The sequence below is a fragment of the Sphingobacterium nematocida genome (assembly GCF_900168125.1).
Taxonomy (GTDB): Bacteria; Bacteroidota; Bacteroidia; order Sphingobacteriales; family Sphingobacteriaceae; genus Sphingobacterium; species Sphingobacterium nematocida.
In genome coordinates, this window is record NZ_FUZF01000001.1 from 13,839 (window position 1) to 32,648 (window position 18,810).

Annotated in this window: 17 protein-coding genes; 11 read left to right on the plus strand and 6 right to left on the minus strand. The window is 39.4% G+C overall.

Annotated features, from left to right (window positions below):
* Positions 1–67: 67 nt before the first annotated feature.
* Positions 68–640: a fasciclin domain-containing protein gene (locus B5X76_RS00105; protein ID WP_079640393.1), complete on the plus strand. Its 573-nt coding sequence runs from the start codon at positions 68–70 to the stop codon at positions 638–640.
* 82 nt (positions 641–722) lie between these two features.
* Here B5X76_RS00105 and B5X76_RS00110 read toward each other — a convergent pair whose 3' ends face one another.
* Positions 723–1,241, minus strand: coding sequence for a sce7726 family protein (locus tag B5X76_RS00110; protein ID WP_079640394.1), 519 nt, complete (start codon positions 1,239–1,241; stop codon positions 723–725).
* Between the two features lie 146 nt (positions 1,242–1,387).
* Between B5X76_RS00110 and B5X76_RS00115 the strand changes: the two genes are divergently transcribed.
* The 8 genes from B5X76_RS00115 (at position 1,388) to B5X76_RS00150 (ending at position 11,054) form a co-directional block, all read left to right on the plus strand.
* Positions 1,388–2,209, plus strand: a complete 822-nt coding sequence (locus B5X76_RS00115; RefSeq protein ID WP_139375155.1) for a sensor histidine kinase — start codon at positions 1,388–1,390, stop codon at positions 2,207–2,209.
* Positions 2,210–2,650: 441 nt separating this feature from the next.
* Positions 2,651–3,397, plus strand: coding sequence for a class I SAM-dependent methyltransferase (locus B5X76_RS00120; RefSeq protein ID WP_245800874.1), 747 nt, complete (start codon positions 2,651–2,653; stop codon positions 3,395–3,397).
* A gap of 2 nt (positions 3,398–3,399) precedes the next feature.
* Positions 3,400–3,612: a hypothetical protein gene (locus tag B5X76_RS00125; RefSeq protein WP_079640397.1), complete on the plus strand. Its 213-nt coding sequence runs from the start codon at positions 3,400–3,402 to the stop codon at positions 3,610–3,612.
* A gap of 536 nt (positions 3,613–4,148) precedes the next feature.
* A complete protein-coding gene (locus B5X76_RS21885) occupies positions 4,149–4,319 on the plus strand; it encodes a hypothetical protein (RefSeq protein ID WP_176140939.1) in 171 nt (56 codons plus the stop codon).
* A gap of 116 nt (positions 4,320–4,435) precedes the next feature.
* Positions 4,436–5,410: a Gfo/Idh/MocA family protein gene (locus B5X76_RS00135; protein ID WP_079640399.1), complete on the plus strand. Its 975-nt coding sequence runs from the start codon at positions 4,436–4,438 to the stop codon at positions 5,408–5,410.
* 196 nt (positions 5,411–5,606) lie between these two features.
* A complete protein-coding gene (locus tag B5X76_RS00140) occupies positions 5,607–7,856 on the plus strand; it encodes a GH92 family glycosyl hydrolase (protein WP_079640400.1) in 2,250 nt (749 codons plus the stop codon).
* Positions 7,857–7,890: 34 nt separating this feature from the next.
* Positions 7,891–10,137, plus strand: a complete 2,247-nt coding sequence (locus tag B5X76_RS00145; RefSeq protein ID WP_079640401.1) for a GH92 family glycosyl hydrolase — start codon at positions 7,891–7,893, stop codon at positions 10,135–10,137.
* 41 nt (positions 10,138–10,178) lie between these two features.
* Entirely contained in the window at positions 10,179–11,054 is an 876-nt protein-coding gene (locus B5X76_RS00150) for an SIR2 family protein (RefSeq protein ID WP_079640402.1), read from the plus strand.
* A gap of 64 nt (positions 11,055–11,118) precedes the next feature.
* Here the strand turns inward: B5X76_RS00150 and B5X76_RS00155 are convergent, their stop codons facing one another.
* Positions 11,119–13,632 carry a tetratricopeptide repeat protein gene (locus B5X76_RS00155; protein WP_079640403.1) on the minus strand — a complete coding sequence of 838 codons (2,514 nt, stop codon included), beginning with the start codon at positions 13,630–13,632 and terminating at the stop codon, positions 11,119–11,121.
* Between the two features lie 495 nt (positions 13,633–14,127).
* Between B5X76_RS00155 and B5X76_RS00160 the strand changes: the two genes are divergently transcribed.
* Entirely contained in the window at positions 14,128–14,574 is a 447-nt protein-coding gene (locus B5X76_RS00160; protein WP_079640805.1) for a DinB family protein, read from the plus strand.
* Positions 14,575–14,626: 52 nt separating this feature from the next.
* Here B5X76_RS00160 and B5X76_RS00165 read toward each other — a convergent pair whose 3' ends face one another.
* Positions 14,627–15,172: a DinB family protein gene (locus tag B5X76_RS00165; protein ID WP_079640404.1), complete on the minus strand. Its 546-nt coding sequence runs from the start codon at positions 15,170–15,172 to the stop codon at positions 14,627–14,629.
* 55 nt (positions 15,173–15,227) lie between these two features.
* The gene (locus B5X76_RS00170) at positions 15,228–15,764 is read right to left on the minus strand and encodes a Crp/Fnr family transcriptional regulator (RefSeq protein ID WP_079640405.1); all 537 of its coding nucleotides are present in this window, start codon (positions 15,762–15,764) and stop codon (positions 15,228–15,230) included.
* A 186-nt stretch (positions 15,765–15,950) separates the two neighbouring features.
* On the opposite strand from B5X76_RS00170, the gene B5X76_RS00175 reads away from it, so the two are divergent.
* Positions 15,951–16,199 carry a hypothetical protein gene (locus B5X76_RS00175; protein WP_079640406.1) on the plus strand — a complete coding sequence of 83 codons (249 nt, stop codon included), beginning with the start codon at positions 15,951–15,953 and terminating at the stop codon, positions 16,197–16,199.
* 109 nt (positions 16,200–16,308) lie between these two features.
* Here B5X76_RS00175 and B5X76_RS00180 read toward each other — a convergent pair whose 3' ends face one another.
* Positions 16,309–17,595 carry a purple acid phosphatase family protein gene (locus tag B5X76_RS00180; RefSeq protein ID WP_176140940.1) on the minus strand — a complete coding sequence of 429 codons (1,287 nt, stop codon included), beginning with the start codon at positions 17,593–17,595 and terminating at the stop codon, positions 16,309–16,311.
* A 22-nt stretch (positions 17,596–17,617) separates the two neighbouring features.
* A complete protein-coding gene (locus B5X76_RS00185; RefSeq protein WP_079640408.1) occupies positions 17,618–18,718 on the minus strand; it encodes a DNA alkylation repair protein in 1,101 nt (366 codons plus the stop codon).
* Positions 18,719–18,810 lie beyond the last annotated feature (92 nt).

Consider the following 18,810-nt stretch of genomic DNA (forward strand, 5'->3'; position numbering starts at 1 on the left):
TTCGATTTAAAAATCCGATTGAAAACGTATCTCGTAAATGAAGTTATAAATCAAAAAATACGAAAACATGAAAAAAGTAACAAAAATTATCGCAATGGGGCTGTTAACTGCAGGAATTCTTTTTACAACGGAAAGCTTTGCACAGAATAGCTCAAAAGAAAAAACTGTAACAGTAGGTGGTGCACCAATGTATCCTTCAAAAAACATCGTAGAAAATGCAGTTAATTCAAAAGACCACACAACTTTAGTTGCTGCAGTTAAAGCGGCTGGTTTAGTAGAAACATTAGCCTCAGAAGGACCTTATACTGTTTTTGCTCCAACAAATTCAGCATTTGATAAACTTCCGAAGGGAACAGTTGAGACACTTGTAAAACCAGAAAACAAAACTCAATTGACAACCGTATTAACTTATCATGTGCTGGCTGGTAAATATAGCACTCAACAATTGTGGGATGCTGTTAAAAAAGGAAACGGAAAAGCAACAATCGCAACTGTTCAAGGATCTGTTCTTACATTTTGGACAAAAGACAAAGATCTATATGTTACTGACAAGAATGGAAACAATGCAAAAGTTACCATAGCTGATGTAAATCAATCAAATGGAGTAATCCATGTTATTGATAACGTTCTCCTTCCCTGAAAAACAACTATTCATTTATTTACTGTTTCTGAGACAGGTTGATTAATTAAAGTCAACCTGTTTTTTTATTTTATTCGATTGGTTAACCAATAATAATGTTAGTCGGAATAAGTAATAGTAGCCCAACATAAGGGGGGCAATATACTAAGGTATTATCGGCCAATGTGGTATGTGTGAATACGTAGACCTCAGTAAATGCTTTGTAATAGTCGTCAAGCTGGGGCTTAAGCCGCTCTGGGCTATCAAGCTCAGTCTTGATCTCGAACACTTTGTTGGTACCATTGACCAGTACGACATCGACAATGGAATCGCTTACCCGAAATTCATTGAGCAACGCGGTATCATCCAGCGCATAGTGCATCAATATGTAGTCATTGAACAGTTTGTTCTTATAGAGGTATGTGTGTAGATAGTTTTGTTCAAGAATCTGATAGCTGTGTGCGATGAGGTCGCCTAAGCGTTTGGGCTGATCAGTAGTCATCTGCTCCCGCCTTGTGTATTTTTTTATACGACGGATGTATGCAGACTGATTGTTCGAAGTCGATAGCTTATTGAATGTGTAGTCATTCGCTTTTATGATATTAATTGTTTTTCTAGTCACAGTTTTTATCTAAATTTGGGGTTCAAACTATTTTATTAACTACCTTGGAATCCGAAACTATAATCAATATTCTGCTCGCTGGAATTGTCGTAAGTAAGACAATAATATTCATTTTAGCCTATCAATTGGTAAAAAAGAATCGCGTATTGAAAACTGAAAAAATAAAGCTGGAAGAAGTAAATTCTGAACTCGTCAAACAGTCATTAGATATCCGAAATTATGTTGAGGAACTTAAAGCCGCGGAGAATTTCAAGACTAAAGTGTTATCTATAGCTTCTCACGACCTAAGAGCACCTTTTGCTTCAATGGAATCATTGTTGAGGCTCGAAGGCTTATGTTTGATGGGCAGATGGGAGTTGGAGACATTTTTTGAAAGCCTAAGACAAGAGGTGGGGAAATCCAGAGTTATGCTCGATGAAGTATTACTTTGGACAGAATCTCAGCTTCGCGATAGTATTGAAAACAAAGCTGTTTTAAACTTGAGCGCTGAGATAGATCATCTACTGGATCAGTTTAGTTATGATATTGAAAAGCAAGGAAAAACAGTTCATAATAATATTGATCAAAACTTATATTTAAATATAAACAAACCTATTTTTACGTTTGTGGTTAGAAATGTGATCAGTAACGCTATCAAATATGGTCGGCCTGACGGCGTTATTTCGGTGGATCACATCAAAAAAGAAAATGGAGAATGCTGTGTTGTGATATTGAATGAAAGTGAAGCGTTAGCAGAGCATACTATTCAAAACCTTAACTATGGAAAAAGTTGGGAACGTAGTAGAATGGCCAACAGTAAGGGTACCGGTCTTGGAATTTCTCTTTGTAAAGATTTATTCATGCGGATTGGCGGTATTATATATTTTGAGAACAAAATAGGAAAAGGTATAGCGGTGACTATTATATTTCCCAAGGGTTCTTGCGAGCTGGCTTCGTGTGCGAGTGAAGCCCCTCTTCTATCTTCTTAAGCTGCGGCTGACGGGGCTTTTTCAGTCCGGATGAGAATGTTGTAGCTGACGCTGATTGATGCCTGTAATCTTCTCTAAAGCAGTATTGGTAATTAGTGCCAAATCACGGTTAGAAATCAATCCAAATTTTCTATCTTTGTAGTCTGTTATACTATATCTAACATATTATCTGGTCTTACTCGAAAGACAACTCTAAAAACAGAGTGATTGATGCATTGAAATCTTTGGGTCTTTAATGCACAGATAATACTATCGACTTATTTCTTAATCTTAAACAAAACAAACGATTATCAAATCGATTGCATTATCACGTTTGCAGTGTATTCAACATTTCAAAATGTGGTGTCACGATGAATAAAAATGAATAGTAAACAGTTAATAAGTAGAGATGTAGAGCTATTTTACAATAGAGCATCCGAAGAAACTCGACTTGACAAAGGAATGGGTGTATTTGAATTTGAAAGAATTAAATCACTCATAGAAAAATATATACCAACTTCATCTTCAAAAATAATAGACATTGGTGGTGGTACGGGAAAGTATTCGGAATGGCTTGCTAAAAAAGGACATCAGGTTCATTTGGTAGAGCCAGTTGCAAAACATATACAAATAGCCCAAAACAGAGCGAATAGATTAAAGAACAGATTTTCTGTACACCTGGGAGAAGCTCGAAAATTGGAATTTCCAGATAATTATGCAGACCTAATAATACTGCATGGCCCTCTTTATCATCTTCAAAAAAAGGAGGATAGAGATTTAGCTATTTGTGAGGCTAAACGTGTTTTAAAGAATGATGGGATTATTTTGGGTTTTGCCATAAATTATACGGCATCAACATTGGTTGGTCTTTTAAATGGCTTAATTCACAAAAAGCCATTTTTTGAAATGTGCAAAGAAGAATTGATGAGGGGTATGCACAATCCGCCGGATGATTTTCCTTGGCTTTTGGCAGAAGCATTTTATCATAAGCCACAACAGCTAAAAGATGAATTTATAAATCAAGGCTTGATCTATCTAAATACTTATGCGGTCGAGGGTATGGCATGGTTGGATAAAGAGTACTTTGTCAGTATGCTGAATAACAAAAAGCGAGGAACATTAATGGAACTTATTCAAGTTACGGAAAACGACAGCTACCTTTTACCCTTTAGCCCACACATGATGATAGCTGTGCGAAAAAAGAAATAATTATGGAAAATAAAGACAAATATTACAAAGCATTAATAGAGAATGACGGTCAACTCAATGAAATTGATCTCGGAGAAAAATTAGGACTTAACGAAGATGAAACAAACGAAATAATTGTACAGCTTCTATCTGAACATAAAATTGAGTATGCAGAAAACAGAGCGTGTAATTACAGTCTAATGAAAAGGGTAAGAAGGAAAAATAACGGCAGGTAATGATCGCGAATTTTTAAAATGCCCCCCCTAGTTGGCACTCCTTTGCAAGGAGTGCCTACACATTTTTTTCATTATCCCCAATAAGATCCTGAAGAGTTTAGCAGCTTGATATTCCAAAATGGAATATCAAGCTGGGGAGCTATTATGATCAATATCCAGATCATGCGGATATTCACTAAGATGAGGCAGTTCTTAAATGATACAACACAGATACATATAGAGCTTACAGAAGTAAAACTAGCTGTAGAGAAATTAGCTAAAAAGCAAGATGGACATGACAAAAATATCGAACTTATATTTCCTCTGTATTCGATATGAAATCATATGGCAGAGGAGAGCTACAGACCTCATTCCTACTAGCGTGAAATGATGCCTGTAGGTTTACTTACATTGACCGTCTGGAAGATAAGCTGGAGAGACCTCCCCCATCTAAACGTGACCAAATCGGATACAAGTTAGGGAAAGGGGAATAGCTCTTCGCTCCTATTGTGATACAATGAAATATTGGATATATTTAAAACTATATAATTTGGAATATGAAAGGTTTAGTAATACTGTCGATTATCTTATCGTTATTAAGCTGTCAGTCTTCGGAAGCTCAACAGTCAAAAATAGCCATAGAGAAGATTGAAGAGATGTTTGCTAGTTTAAGGGCGGACGGCACTTACATCTTAGTGGAGCTATCCAAGTATCCCGAATCTTTGTAGCGGCGAAACCATCCCTGTGTAAACATAACCCAATGTTGAAACCCAATTAAGGAAGGTATTTAATGTGCTTATCTCCCCGAATATTTCTTAAATTGCTACCTCAAATTAAGTTTAAAATGGAAGAAATTAGATGGGGAATTATAGGCTGTGGGGATGTAACAGAAGTCAAAAGCGGGCCTGCTTTTAATAAAGTTCCAAACTCGAGGCTTATAGCTGTCATGCGAAGGGACGCTGAAAAAGCAAAAGACTATGCTCAACGACATAACGTTCCAAAATGGTATGATGATGCGAATCTATTAATAGAAGATCCTGAAATTAATAGTATCTATATCGCAACACCTCCTTTAAATCATGAGGATTATACGATAAGGGCGCTTGCAGCAGGCAAATTTGTATATGTAGAAAAGCCGATGACTTTAAATACCGAGTCAGCTAAACGGATGACCCATGCAGTAGAAAAGTATAAAGGTAAACTAACTGTTGCTCACTACCGAAGGGCACAACCCCTATTTTTGAAGGTTTCGGAATTATTAAAAGAGAAAGTAATCGGCGATCCGCTCTTTATACGGTTAGATATGTTGCAGGCAAAAAAAGCTAAGCTGATTGCAAATGCGGCTGAGAACTGGAGGATAAATCCTTCTATTTCGGGAGGCGGTCTTTTTCATGATTTAGCGCCGCACCAGTTAGATCTAATGGTATTTTATTTTGGTGACGCCAAAAAGTTTTCAGGTATTTCTGTCAATCAAAATAAGCGGACAACAATAGATGACATGGTCACCGGGCAAATTCTATTTGAAAATGATATTGTTTTTAATGGTAATTGGAGTTTCAATGTAACAGAAGCGAATGAACTCGATCTTTGTCAGATCTACGGCACTGATGGAAAGATCAGTTTTTCTGTGTTTGGAAATGAGATTACACTTGAATCAAAAGGCACAGAAGTAAAATATCGTTTTGAGCGACTCCAACATGTACAGCAGCCAATGATAGAAAAAGTGGTTCAATATTTCCTTGGTCATGCGGAAAATCCATGCACCGCCGAGGAAGCCATTAAATCAATGCAATTAATGGATGCTTTTACAAGCAAATAGTTTTTATTAGGGCTCAAGTACGATATCTATCACCTCATGAGATAGCGCTATCTGTAACCTATGCTAAAACCTATTACCAATACTAAAAACATAGATATAACTATTCTTAAAATTTGTATTTTTTAGTGATTATCTGTAGTATTGTTATTACTCACTAAAATATCCGGCCTTAAAAAATGTCGTTTATCAAAATTTTATGATCAAATTTATTCGTTTTTTACTTTTAGGATTATTTCTTTGGGAGAACGTTTCTGCCCAAAAGCTTCCTGCTGACTATGTCAATCCGTTTATCGGTACCAGCAATTATGGAACAACTAATCCGGGGGCTCAGGTTCCCCACGGCTTGATGAATGTTTCTCCGTTTAATGTAATGGGATCATCACTGAACGCAGTCGATAAGGATGCAAGATGGTGGTCTACTCCCTACGAACATGGCAACAGCTATTTTACAGGTTTTTCGCATGTCAATTTAAGTGGTGTAGGATGTCCAGACATGGGAAGTTTATTGTTGATGCCAACTTCAGGAAAATTAGAGGTTGATTATCGTCAATATGGGAGTACGTATACGCAAGAGGTCGCCCATCCGGGGTTTTACAGTAATGTATTAAAGAAATATGGCATCAAGGCCGAAGTTTCGGCAACAACGCGGGTAGGTATTTCAAAATTCACTTTTCCGAAAGGACAGGCAAATATCCTGCTTAATCTGGGAGAAGGCTTAACTAATGAAACGGGAGCCACTGTTCGTTATGTGAATGACACAGAAATAGAAGGTTCTAAGTTGTTGGGCTCTTTCTGCTACACAAACAACCAGGCTGTTTATCCCATCTTCTTCGTGATGCGTGTCAATAAAAAACCGCTAAAAAGAGGGTATTGGAAATTCCAGCGTGCTGGAGAAAAGTGGGAAAACGATTGGAATAAAGATGCTGGCAAGTATAAAATTTTTACGGAGTATACAGATCAACTTTCTGGCGATGATCTTGGTGCATTTTTTAGTTTTGATGTTCAGGAAAATGAAAGCTTGGAAGTGCAACTTGCCGTTTCATTTGTGAGTGTGGAGAACGCTCGTAAAAATCTTGAGGCTGAGCAAACAGAGTTTAGCTTTGAAAAAACGAAAAAACAGGCAGCTTCGCTTTGGAACAATGCATTGTCAAAGATACAGGTAGAAGGTGGTACTGAGGACCAAAAAACGGTATTCTATACCGCGTTATACCACGCTATGATTCATCCAAACATTTTGCAGGATGTAAATGGAGAGTATCCTGCCATGGAAAGTCGGAAGACACTGGTTGCAGATCATAATCGCTACACCGTGTTTTCGCTATGGGATACGTATCGAAATGTTCAGCCTTTAATGTCCTTAGTTTATCCCGACAAGCAGGTGGGTATGATACGTTCGATGATTGATATGTATAAGGAAAATGGTTGGATGCCCAAATGGGAATTGTACAGCAGGGAGAGTTATACCATGGATGGTGATCCTGCGATACCGGTGATCGTTGATGCTTGGATGAAAGGTATTCGGGATTTTGATGTCAATACTGCTTATGAGGCATTTTTGAAATCGGCTACGACTACGGATTCGACTAATAAAATTAGGCCCGACAATGCTGACTATGTGAAGTATGGTTATGTTCCGTTGCGGGATTCATTCGATAATTCGGTATCACATGCCATTGAATATTATGTTGCCGATTGGAATTTAGCACAGTTGGCTGGATCATTAGGAAAAACAAAAGATGCCCAGCTTTTTGCGAAGAGAGCACAGGGATATAAACATTACTATTCTTCGGATTATGGAACTTTTAGACCTATTCTTCCTAACGGCGAATTCTTAAGTCCATTTAACCCATTGATGGGGGCGAATTTTGAACCTAATCATGGTTTCCATGAAGGTAATGCTTGGAATTACAGTTTTGCCATCCCGTTCGATATCCCTGGTTTGATGAAACTGATGGGCGGAAAGCAAAAATTTGTAGACAAATTGCAGGCGACGTTTGACAAAGGGTATTTTGATGTTACCAATGAGCCTGATATGCTGTATCCACATGTGTTTTCTGAAATTAAAGGCGAGGAATGGCGCACACAAAAGCTGGTTAAGGAAATTTTAGAAAAGCATTTTACCAATAGCCCTGGAGGTATTCCAGGAAATGATGATACGGGTACGATGTCTACATGGGCTTTGATGAACATGATGGGAATCTATCCTTTTTGTCCGGGGCGACCTGATTATACGGTAGTAACACCGGTATTTGACAAGGTGACAATTCAACTCGATAAGACCTTTTATCCACATAGTGAGAAAGTGACGATAAGACGTCAAAAAGAGGGCGCCGGTGAATATATCAAGAAGATCGTTATTGATGGAAAACCATTCCATGGATTTAAAATCAGCCACGAGACTTTGGTCAATAGTAAGGATATTCTGATCGTGACGGGAAATAGATAATGAGGCAAACTAAACTGAAAAACTGATCTACACGATGAAATATATTAATTATGCGGTCGGTGCGGGCCTTTTGTCTTTAATTGGTTGCGCTTCACTAAAAAATTCAGACGAGATTTCTTATGCCGGGTATGTGAATCCTTTTATCGGAACGGATTTTACAGGGAACACGTACCCTGGAGCACAGTCGCCTTTTGGCATGGTGCAACTCAGCCCTGATAATGGACTGCCCGGCTGGGACCGTATTTCCGGATATTTTTACCCAGACAGTACGATTTCTGGTTTTAGCCATACGCATTTAAGTGGAACCGGAGCCGGCGACTTGTACGACATATCTTTTATGCCCGTGACCCTACCCTATCATGAAGCAGAGGCTCCCTTAGGTATACATTCGAAATTTTCGCATGCAGACGAAAAGGCTCACGCGGGATACTATCAGGTAAAACTTACCGATTATGATATTAATGTAGAGCTGACAGCAACGGCAAGTTGTGGTATTCAACGTTATACTTTTCCGAAAGCGGAGTCTGCTGTATTTTTAAATTTAAAGAAAGCAATGAACTGGGATGCTACTACAGATTCGCACATCGAAGTGGTTGATTCTGTGACGATTCGAGGTTATCGTTTTTCGGAAGGATGGGCAAGAGGTCAACGTGTTTACTTTGAAACTCGGTTTTCTAAACCCTTTACAGCTGTTCATATCGATAGTTCAGCAATTTTATCCAGTGCTGACACAACTACAAAGCCTGCAAAACGAATCGGTACAGCATTTAAAGCACGATTTGATTTTAATACAACAGCTGGAGAACAAGTGACTTTAAGTACGGCTCTCTCAGGTGTAAGTATGGAAGGTGCCTCCAAAAACTTAAAAGCAGAAGTACCAAAAGATGATTTTGATTATTATTTGAAGGAGGCGGAACAAAACTGGAATAATGAATTGGGGAAGATAGCCATCGAGACCAAAGACAAGGAGGAACTGGTTAAGTTCTATACAGCCCTATATCATTCTATGTTGGCACCGACAATATTTAGTGATGTTGATGGCGCATATATGGGCGCAGATCGGAAAATACATCAAGCCGAAGGTTGGACCAATTATAGTACGTTCTCACTTTGGGATACTTATAGAGCTTCTCACCCACTGTTTACCTATACCGACCCTAATCGTGTGAATGATATGATTAAGTCCTTCATCGCTTTTTATGAACAGCACGGTCGATTGCCGGTATGGAATATTTATGGAAGTGAAACGGATATGATGATTGGGAATCATGCTATTCCTGTTATTGTAGACGCCTATCTAAAAGGAATCGGCGATTTTGATGCAGCAAAAGCGTTGGAAGCTTGTGTTGCCACTGCTAATACTGACAACTACCGAGGTATAGGTCTCTATAAAAAATTGGGCTATGTACCCTATGATGTTGAGGATGAATACAACGCTGAAAACTGGTCTTTGTCAAGAACGCTTGAATATGCCTATGATGATCATTGTATCGCAATGATGGCGGACAAGATGGGAAAGAAAGAAGTTGCGGGAACATTTTTTGCGAGAGCTCAGAACTATAAGAATGTATATAACCCGGCTACTTCATTTATGCAGCCTCGAGATAGCCATGGTAAATTTATTACTCCATTTGATGCGGAAGAATATAGTGCCCATATTTGTGAGAGTAATGCATGGCAATATTTTTGGTCTGTACAACATGATATCCCTGGGTTGATTAAACTTGTCGGTGGGCAAGAACGCTTTGGGCAAAAGTTAGATAGCATGTTTACATTTCATCCTTCGGACACCAGTAAGCTGCCAATTTTTAGTACAGGAATGATTGGACAGTATGCGCATGGTAACGAGCCGAGCCATCATACCATCTATTTATTTAATGCGGTGGGACAACCTTGGAAAACGCAGCAGTATGCTGCAGAGGTTATGAATAAGCTTTATTTGAATACGCCTTCGGGATTGAGTGGAAACGATGATTGTGGACAGATGTCGGCTTGGTATGTATTCAGCTCATTGGGTTTTTATCCGGTAGATCCTATAAGTGGGAAATATGAAATTGGCACACCTTTGTTTGAAAAAGCGGAATTAAAGTTGTCCAATGGTAAGAAATTTACGGTGAAGGCTAACCAGGTAGGGAAAGCTAATATTTATATTCAATCGGCCACTCTTGATGGTAAACCTCTTGAAACAAGTTATATTACACACGAACAAATTATGTCTGGTGCAACATTAGTGTTGGAAATGGGTGAAAAACCAGGACCTGTCTGGTACGTTAAAAATTAGATTCGTTAGAGTCTTTTATAGAAAACCATTAGGACTAAAAAATGGATAGATATACAATACTTGTTGGAAATGACATCAATAATATATCACCTGGAGTTAGCTGGGGAGATCTACTCCATAATATTAAAAAGAAGTATAACCTTCCTCTTTTGGCTAACGGTAGTAAACCATTCCCGATGTTGTATGAAGAGATATTTCTACATGCTATTAAAAAAAATAACATGGACGAAACGGAGCTTAAGATTTATATTGGCGAGGAAATCTCTCGTATCTCTCCGAATGAAATACATAGCTTGATCCGAGAATTACCTATTGCTAATATTCTAACTACCAATTACGAATTCAGTCTAGAAGCTATCACGCCGGAACTAAATAATAGTCTGGTAAGGGAGACTGTTTATAGTGTATTTAGACAATATGAGGTGGGTAGTAAAACTTATTGGCATATACATGGTGATTGCAACGTGCCAGCATCTATAAACCTCGGATATGAGCATTATTGCGGTCAATTACAGAAAATGAGAGACTATGTGGTGAATGCCCCTAATTATAGCTCTAAGAAAATACATAAGGAATCCCTCATCAGACGGCTCAAGATGAAAGGAAAACTAAATCTCCAATCTTGGATTGATTTATTCTTTACACACGATGTACATATTTTTGGACTTTCACTTGATTTTGTCGAAATAGACCTTTGGTGGTTATTGACCTATCGAGCACGAAGCAAGTATTATAAGAAAGGTAACTTTATTAAAAATAAACTATACTACTACACCCCTCTCAAATATGTCGAAGGGGCTATGGATAAGATTCAATTATTGAAAGCTAATGATGTAGAAGTTATTGAGATCGATATCGACGACAAAGCGGAGTATTATAAGGCGGTGATCGATGGAATACGATCAAAGTATGATTGATTGTGAAAAACAGGACAATAACATGTGGTGCTGGTATTGTCCTGAAAGTCTCTCTCCTAGTCTCTTACTTTTTTTTCAATTGCTGCAAACGTTCTTTTGCTGAAGGAATGATATCATCATCTCCTTCATAATTTTCGATTATGCTTTCTAACGTACTCTTGGCTTGAACTGCGTCACCTTTGCGTGCATAGGTGTCCGCAAGCAGGATAAAACTCTTGGCCACCCAATAATCATGTGAATCCATATTTTCGATTACATCAAAGGCCGACTTTTGCGCGTTGTTGTACTCTTTGTTTTCATACTGCAATAGCCCTACACGATATCTTGCCTCGGCACTGACTGCAGCCTGGCTTTTTAGGGCGGCCAAATTCAACTCCTTCAGTGCAGATTCTTTATTTTTTTGCTGTAACATTGCCTTAGCAGTATACAGGTGTGCTGTAGCAATTTCTTCGTCTGATGCCCGGTCGTAACTTTTGATCAATTTAACATACTTATCCATCTGCTTAAAGTCTCCGATCTCGAAATAACATATCATCAGGTTGGTGACAGCGTAGCCGTAGTTATCTTTATAATCGGTGTTGAGCTCGAGTTTTTTGAGGTGCACGATGGCCTCGTTATATTCTTTTAGACTGAGGTATAGGGCCGCTGCGGTAAGCAGTGTCTTCTCGGTATAAGGGCTTGTCCAGTCGTTGAGGATAATGTTCAGATCCTTCAATGCTTCTCTTGGGTGACCGGTATGGTATAAACTGACCCCGCGAATATAGCGGGCATGCTTTTCTTGCCTTGGCTTGGGGAATTTATCAAAATAGGCATTGATTGCCTCTACGGCAGGACCATATTGAGATCTTGAAAATAACGTAAGGGCTGCCTGAAATGCCAGATTATCCATCTCTGTGGGACTCAGTTCGGTAATATTGTTGCTCATGGCATACTGAATATAGCTGGAAGCATCGCCTTGATCGAGATAGATATTTTCAATGGAGCGCATTGCCTGCGCCGCCTCTCGGCTGGTACTATATTCAGTTACAACCTTCTGGAAAGTGGCCATCGCTGCTTCTGACTCATCCTGATTGTATTGGACCAGCCCGATAGTCAATAATGCTCTCGGTATGTAGCTGCTGCGCGGGTATTTTTCGATCATCTTTTTCAGTCCTTTGATAGCTCCATCGTAATCCCCTGTTAGGAAATATACATATGGGATCTCGAAGGCAACATCATCTGCATAGTTCGACGTCGGAAATTTGTCAACGACGGATCTTAGGGTGTTGAGTTTGGCTTCATTGTCTCCCTGCAGGCCCTGAATAATACCGTGCTGGAACAAGGCGTAATCCTGATTGGGGGCTTTACTGTTGATGAGCTGGTCGTAATATGCATTGGCCCGCTCGTAGTTTCGCATCGCTAAATAGGAGTCTCCTAAACGGGCGATGACATCATAATGTATATTTTTATCTAGGGAGCTCTCTGCTGTGGCTAAAAAGCGTTCAAAATACTGCGCCGCCACGCTATATCTGTCAATACGGAAGGCTGCATAAGCTAAGGCATAGTTTGCATAATTATACACATCGGTGTTTCGTGCAGCAGGTAGGCTGAGGAATCTGGAGAAGTTGTCCACGGCCTCTTTGTACTTACGTACTTCGTACATGGCCTCTGCTTTCCAATAGGTTGCCAAGGCTGCCATTTCCATATCTATAGGCAGTTTTTCTGCCCGCATAAACATGGATATGCTGTTTTCAAATGCACGTTCGTTATAAAACTCTAATCCTCGATAATAAGTTATCTTTTGATAGACGGCATCGGCTTTCTGCTTTCTAGGGCTGAATGATTCGAACAGATGTACAGCTGTCTCAAAATTACTGCCACCGGAGATGATTTCGTTTGTGCGGGTTTCGGTATTCTGATTTTTATCTGTTTCCAGATTAATATTCGCATATTTCAGCGCTAGATATTCTTGAAGGGGTTTCAACGCTGCCTGAATCGAATCCAGTTCACCTAAGACTTTGGCATAGTTATAAAGGGCATCTGCTTTTAACTCCTTATCGAAATCCATTTTCGAAGCTTTATAGAATGCTGTTCTTGCACTTTGCTTGTCCCCTGTTTCTTGTGCAATCTTACCTAAAGCAATCATAGAGCTCTGATAAAACGCATCTGCGGGCTCTACTTTCTTCAGAATAGAGGTCGCTCTCTCGTACTCGCCTGCGTGATAGGCCAAGATACCAATCCTGTTATTATCTATATTGTTGCGTAAAGCGTTGGGATACCTCTCCTGCAAGGGGCTATGAAAAGGCCGTCTAAAATCGTTCATGTCAAAATACATGCTGGCAACGGTATGCCGCAATTCCACCTCAAGGTCTTTACGATCGATCTTCATATCGGGACTACGGCGGACTTTGACTGCATCGGCAAGCATAGGGCGGTAATCACGTACGACGTCAATGGAATCTAGAACTGTTGATGCCTTATTGGTCTTTTGTTCGGCAGTTTGCTTTCCCGGTTCCTGCGCATAACCGGTAAGCAGCAGAACTGAGAAGATTCCGGTAAGTATTTGTTTCTTATAGTCTATGTTGTGTTTCAGTATCATTGTTCTTCCTTTCTTTTCCGAGCTTTTGCAATCTTTTCCTTTGTCTGGTAGACATAATGATAGGATAATCTTCCTAACCTGTGATATCCAAAATTAAAAAAATCCTATCACAATTTGGTGAATTACCATAGAACCCAGGATTAATCTACCAACTCATAAGCGTAATGGTGTATCAAAACCATGCCATAATCTAAGAACTTCCCTATTACCGGAAAAGGGAATTACTAAATTTAGAGATGGTAAGAATGAATTGTTCTGTTTGGATTGTTTGCTATTGTCAAACGGACTATCTAACCATTACACCAAAGGAGCCGTTCGACCAAGTCTCGAACGGCTCCTTTTGCTTGTTTTGAAAAATGCTGTAACTTCAGCGCTTAATTTCTATTTAAATAAACAGTAAACCTGTTGTAATTGATAAGCAACTATGCGAAATTGGTTTGTATATTTACATGAAAGATAGCATTTGGAATGCGAAATCTTGAAAGCAGATATAACATGGAAGCAATTAAACTATTGTCTTTTTTTGAAAGAGACCTGAACAAGTTAGTTACAGAAATTGAACTCTATAAAGAGGAAAAAAATCTATGGTTGGTTGAAGGGAATATATCGAATTCTGCCGGTAATCTGGCGCTTCATTTAATCGGTAACTTAAATACTTTTATTGGTAAAAAATTAGGTAATACGGAATATTTGCGCGACCGAGATTTAGAGTTTTCGGCAAAAGACGTTCCAAGAGCGCATATTATAACTGGTATTAAAGACACTATAACGATGCTTAAAAACGTCCTTAGCCAATTGACTACGGAAGATTTAGCAAAGGACTATCCGGTGCTGAAGTTTCCTGAGCCGGCCTCAACAGAGTATCTACTGATTCACCTGGCTGCTCATTTAACATATCACCTAGGCCAGATTAACTATCATCGGAGGCTACTTGATAAATAGTAAGGGTTGTATCCGAAGTGAATTTAGGACAAGTGCAATGACGGATTGGCAACTATTTAAGGGTTTCTAATATATTCTGACATTGCACTATATGTCGGAAATTGTGGTAAACAACGACACGAAATGTATCTCCTAAACGTAACTTTATCCAACGTGTTATGGAGATTGCGGTCTTTACTTTTGTCAAATCGGTATTTCTGGATTTTTCCAACAATAATAGAAGGTGACTTATATGTCCCAGAAATCTTTCTAAAACATCGATCTCCAGCTCGCTGCCTCGTGGATCCATAGACTGAAAGGTTTTGATTTTCTTACCTCCTTCTCGGGGCAACATAATACGCGCGAAATAATCGCCCAAAATACCTGGTTTGAACTGAGTTGATTGTTTGTGCTTTGACGCCTCTATCCGTTTGCTAAGCTCTGGGATATAGAAGTCTCCATAACGATTCAAATGTTCGATACACTCTAGGATACTCCAACTTTCCGGACTTTGCTTATACTGTAGCTGGGCTACATTCATTTTTTTGAATCCTTCGACAATGGCCTGGTGTTTTTCGGTCTGCTCGATTAGTTCATTAATTAATTCGGATGCCTTCATAATAATTGTTTGTTCCAAATATCTACAATATAGGCTATCAAAACATTGATTGAGATCATAACTTTTTTAATCTTGAAAGGGTCTCTGGTGCCATTCTGAGATAAGAAGCTATATGTCTATCTGGAATCTCCTGAAATAGCTGTGGGCTACGGTGCAGCACTCTCTTGTAGCGCTCTGTGGGTGATGCGATGAGTATGTCTTTTTCGCGTTCTAGCTGCTGTAGGATGAGTTGCTCCTGAACGATATTCCACAATCCTTTTAGACGGTCGCTTGAATTTATTAAGGTGAAGTAGCTTTTTTTTGAAATTACTTTTAACTCGGTCTTTTTGAGGGCCTGTATATAGAAATCTGTGGGATGCCCGGTAATGAAGCTATCGAGTGCTGTGATGAAGTTGTGCTTGTATCCGAAACGGACGATACGTTCTTCACTACCATCGACCATGCTGATCTTAACACTGCCTGAAACGATATAATATAGATTGTCGTCTATCTCTCCTGCTGTACATAAATATCCATTCCTTCCGATACTGGTCGTCTTGTTCCAAAGACCTGCCCTTTCTATCTCGTGGTAGATTTCTTGAATGATGTCCATACTTTTGTTTTATCGATCTTTAACAAAGATATAGAGATAGAGAAAAAGAAATGACGTTATGTACATTTAACCTATGATATCTGTTAGAAAATCGCTGAGATTGTTGGTGACGTTAACACTGGCGGTGGTCTCGATAGTTAGGTGTAAATTGGGGATTACGGATATTTTTTTGTAAATTAGACTACTATGGGATTAGAAAACATTACAAAACGACGGCTTTTGGATGCTCAGAACCATGGGTATACTGCAATTATTACACGAGAAAACTCAAACCCTTTGGATCCAGTTTGGATTTTTCAAAAAGTAAAGGAGTCGGAGTTAAAACATCTTTCAAAGACGCTAAGTGCAACATATCAGCTTGGCTATTCAATTTCGGAAGCGATAAAAACTATTGATGAATATGCGTTTATAGGCAAGGTGAGTCTACCGGAGTAGTCCTATTAAGAATCGAGTCTCAAACGACTTAAAAGTATAGAAAAGGCTGTTTCATAAAACCTATGAAACAGCCTTTTTTTTGTTACACAGCTGTATATGCGTAGGATCTCTACTTCTTTTTTGATTTTGATTTAACAGTTACTTGATCGATAGCATTGCCAACACGATCATAAAGTGTGAGTGTCAGGTGCTTTTTGTTCGCGTTCATAATTAATGCGCCTACGGTATTGCCTCCCTCCGTCCAACGTGACTTGATAAGATCCTGGTTCTGTAGCAACTGCCCCATCGTCTGCCCGCGTTCATTATCAGCGGAAGGTGTCTGGATGTACACCGTTCCTTTGGTCCCATCTGTTTCCTTGTCGGCATAAAGTGCATTGGTACGAACGTAAATATGATTATTGCCGCTGATGGCGAGGTCTACCCCTAGTTCATCGAATAGATCTTTCCATCGGGTATACTGTGAACTACGGCCATCTCCGCCCATAAACCACTGGTAATGCGACACGACAACAAGGTACTTGGCGGGGTTATTTTGTACCACATTTTTCACCCATTGTTGTGCTTCAGCAAGTTCTTCTTCGCTCTTCATTGCTTCGTTATTGAGCATCACAAACAATGTGTTTCCATAGGTAAAATAATAGGATACGCCTACTTGGGCGCCATAGCCATTGGTCGGGTTATTGTTTACATTGCGGAAAAAAGCATTGCTCTGCGCGTGCTTTCTCGTCATATCGTCATGATTGCCATTAACTCCCGCCCATACGTACTGGCTAAAGGTAGAGTCGGCATACAGCGTAGGCCAAAATGAATAGCTGCCGCCCCAAGCGGATAGATCGCCGACATGAAGCATCATATCAAAGGGCTTTTTATTTTGTTTTTCAAGTTGCTGGATCATTGCCATACCTGCTCGTTGTCTGTTGGGGATCGGAGCGTATACGTGGATGTCGGAAATAATTCCCATGTCCCATTGATCCGATTTAGGCGCTGTTTTGAAATTTCGAATGGTATGATCGTCGGCAGCAGGTGTCGTGCCCGAAGTAATTTTGTATTGGTATTCGGTATTTGCCTTTAACCCGTGTAAAGCAATGGTGTTACGTATGAATCGTGCATCTTCGTAAAAATCTTCGCCATTGGGCCTTTTGGAGTAAATGCTATCAAACACCGTACATATGGATTGATCTGCTTCAATAGTTTTGGCTTTCTTCCAGTTTTTATCAGCAGACTGTGTATAAGTGATGTAGGACTTGCCGCTACCTAAGTCTTGGTGCCAATTGAGACGGATCTCACTCGATGCCTTTTCTCCTGGATTAGCAATAACGGTATATATATTAGTCTGTGCACCGACTGTCTGAAGCCCTAATAAAGCTATTATAAAAGTTAAAATTAACTTGTTCATTTTATAGATGTTCTTTTTTTGTTTAATCATTGGTCAATTCAAAATCGCCTATTAATGTTTCTTCACCGTTTACAATAATAGAAATTTTGTGGCTGCCACTGTAGAATTTACGTGTCGTGATCACTTTAAAGGATTGCCTGCGTTCTATATTATTGGACTCTCCAGATTGGTAAGTTCTTTCGGATATCTTAAATACTTTGCGGGCAAGTAATCCGTTAGACTTCATATAGTATAAACCATATTCTAACCGCAAAGACTGCGTGTGACTGCTTGTATTGGTAACCCAAAAACTGAATGCCAAACTATCGCCAATTGACACGAGTGGTGTTTTTATATCGAGATCAGTTACGTCGAAATGAGCGCCCTCTAAACCGTAATATTTAAGTATCTGGGGGTGCGCTTGTTTTAAGAGCGTTCTGCTTCCGTGTTTAATAATAGCATCTGTATGGGGACTGATATTTTTCCATTTATTGACAATGGCGATCACGATGTCCGGATGGTCTTTGGCAATGTCATTTATGCTATTCGCAACACTGCGTCGTACCGTTTCAGAGGGATCTGTTTTTAAGTTTTCTAAAATCGGCAAAATAGCTGTTGGATCTTTCTTCAGAAATGGGATTGCCATTGCCCAAGGGAGTCTTGGCCGACTACCTTCACTGGACAGACGCCGGACTTGTTCGTGTGGATGGGTTGACCATTTTTCAAAAGTTTGGATCATTTGCTCCGGGTATTTTAGGATAAAGGGGCGTACGGCAAATTCGCAGGTTATAAACTGGGTAACTAGTTCAAAGGCCTCTATAGACAGGTCAAAATGCGGTAGACCGTATGTCTCGATATAATCCGGAAAAATAACATGCTCTAATCCGCCGGTGCGATTGCTGGCCAAAAGATTATGAATGACTTTATGGATTATCTGTACAGCTTCTGGAAATTCGGAGGGCATAAAAGTATGAAGTACCGCTGTGGTATGTTTGGTCCGCTGCTTCCATTCTAAATCTTTGAACGTATCCGTAAAAATACGCGTTATGAACTTTTGCTTGTCAAAGGAGGAATAGACCTGATGGAACTGATCTGCTATGTCTTGATAAAAACGGTGTGAATAGATATCCTTTATTAGACTCATTGTTTTTTTGTATGTCCAAATTTACACGGAAAGGCACTAACCTCCAATAGGGAATTGAATACAATATCCGATGTCAATCTAGGAAGAAGGAA

Coding starts and splice junctions, on each gene's coding strand:
- B5X76_RS00105 (WP_079640393.1), top strand. CDS start 68: ATGAAAAAAGTAACAAAAATTATCGCAATGGGGCTGTTAACTGCAGGA.
- B5X76_RS00120 (WP_245800874.1), top strand. CDS start 2,651: ATGGGTGTATTTGAATTTGAAAGAATTAAATCACTCATAGAAAAATAT.
- B5X76_RS00125 (WP_079640397.1), top strand. CDS start 3,400: ATGGAAAATAAAGACAAATATTACAAAGCATTAATAGAGAATGACGGT.
- B5X76_RS21885 (WP_176140939.1), top strand. CDS start 4,149: ATGAAAGGTTTAGTAATACTGTCGATTATCTTATCGTTATTAAGCTGT.
- B5X76_RS00135 (WP_079640399.1), top strand. CDS start 4,436: ATGGAAGAAATTAGATGGGGAATTATAGGCTGTGGGGATGTAACAGAA.
- B5X76_RS00140 (WP_079640400.1), top strand. CDS start 5,607: ATGATCAAATTTATTCGTTTTTTACTTTTAGGATTATTTCTTTGGGAG.
- B5X76_RS00145 (WP_079640401.1), top strand. CDS start 7,891: ATGAAATATATTAATTATGCGGTCGGTGCGGGCCTTTTGTCTTTAATT.
- B5X76_RS00150 (WP_079640402.1), top strand. CDS start 10,179: ATGGATAGATATACAATACTTGTTGGAAATGACATCAATAATATATCA.
- B5X76_RS00155 (WP_079640403.1), bottom strand. CDS start 13,632: ATGATACTGAAACACAACATAGACTATAAGAAACAAATACTTACCGGA.
- B5X76_RS00160 (WP_079640805.1), top strand. CDS start 14,128: ATGGAAGCAATTAAACTATTGTCTTTTTTTGAAAGAGACCTGAACAAG.
- B5X76_RS00165 (WP_079640404.1), bottom strand. CDS start 15,172: ATGAAGGCATCCGAATTAATTAATGAACTAATCGAGCAGACCGAAAAA.
- B5X76_RS00170 (WP_079640405.1), bottom strand. CDS start 15,764: ATGGACATCATTCAAGAAATCTACCACGAGATAGAAAGGGCAGGTCTT.
- B5X76_RS00175 (WP_079640406.1), top strand. CDS start 15,951: ATGGGATTAGAAAACATTACAAAACGACGGCTTTTGGATGCTCAGAAC.
- B5X76_RS00180 (WP_176140940.1), bottom strand. CDS start 17,595: ATGAACAAGTTAATTTTAACTTTTATAATAGCTTTATTAGGGCTTCAG.
- B5X76_RS00185 (WP_079640408.1), bottom strand. CDS start 18,718: ATGAGTCTAATAAAGGATATCTATTCACACCGTTTTTATCAAGACATA.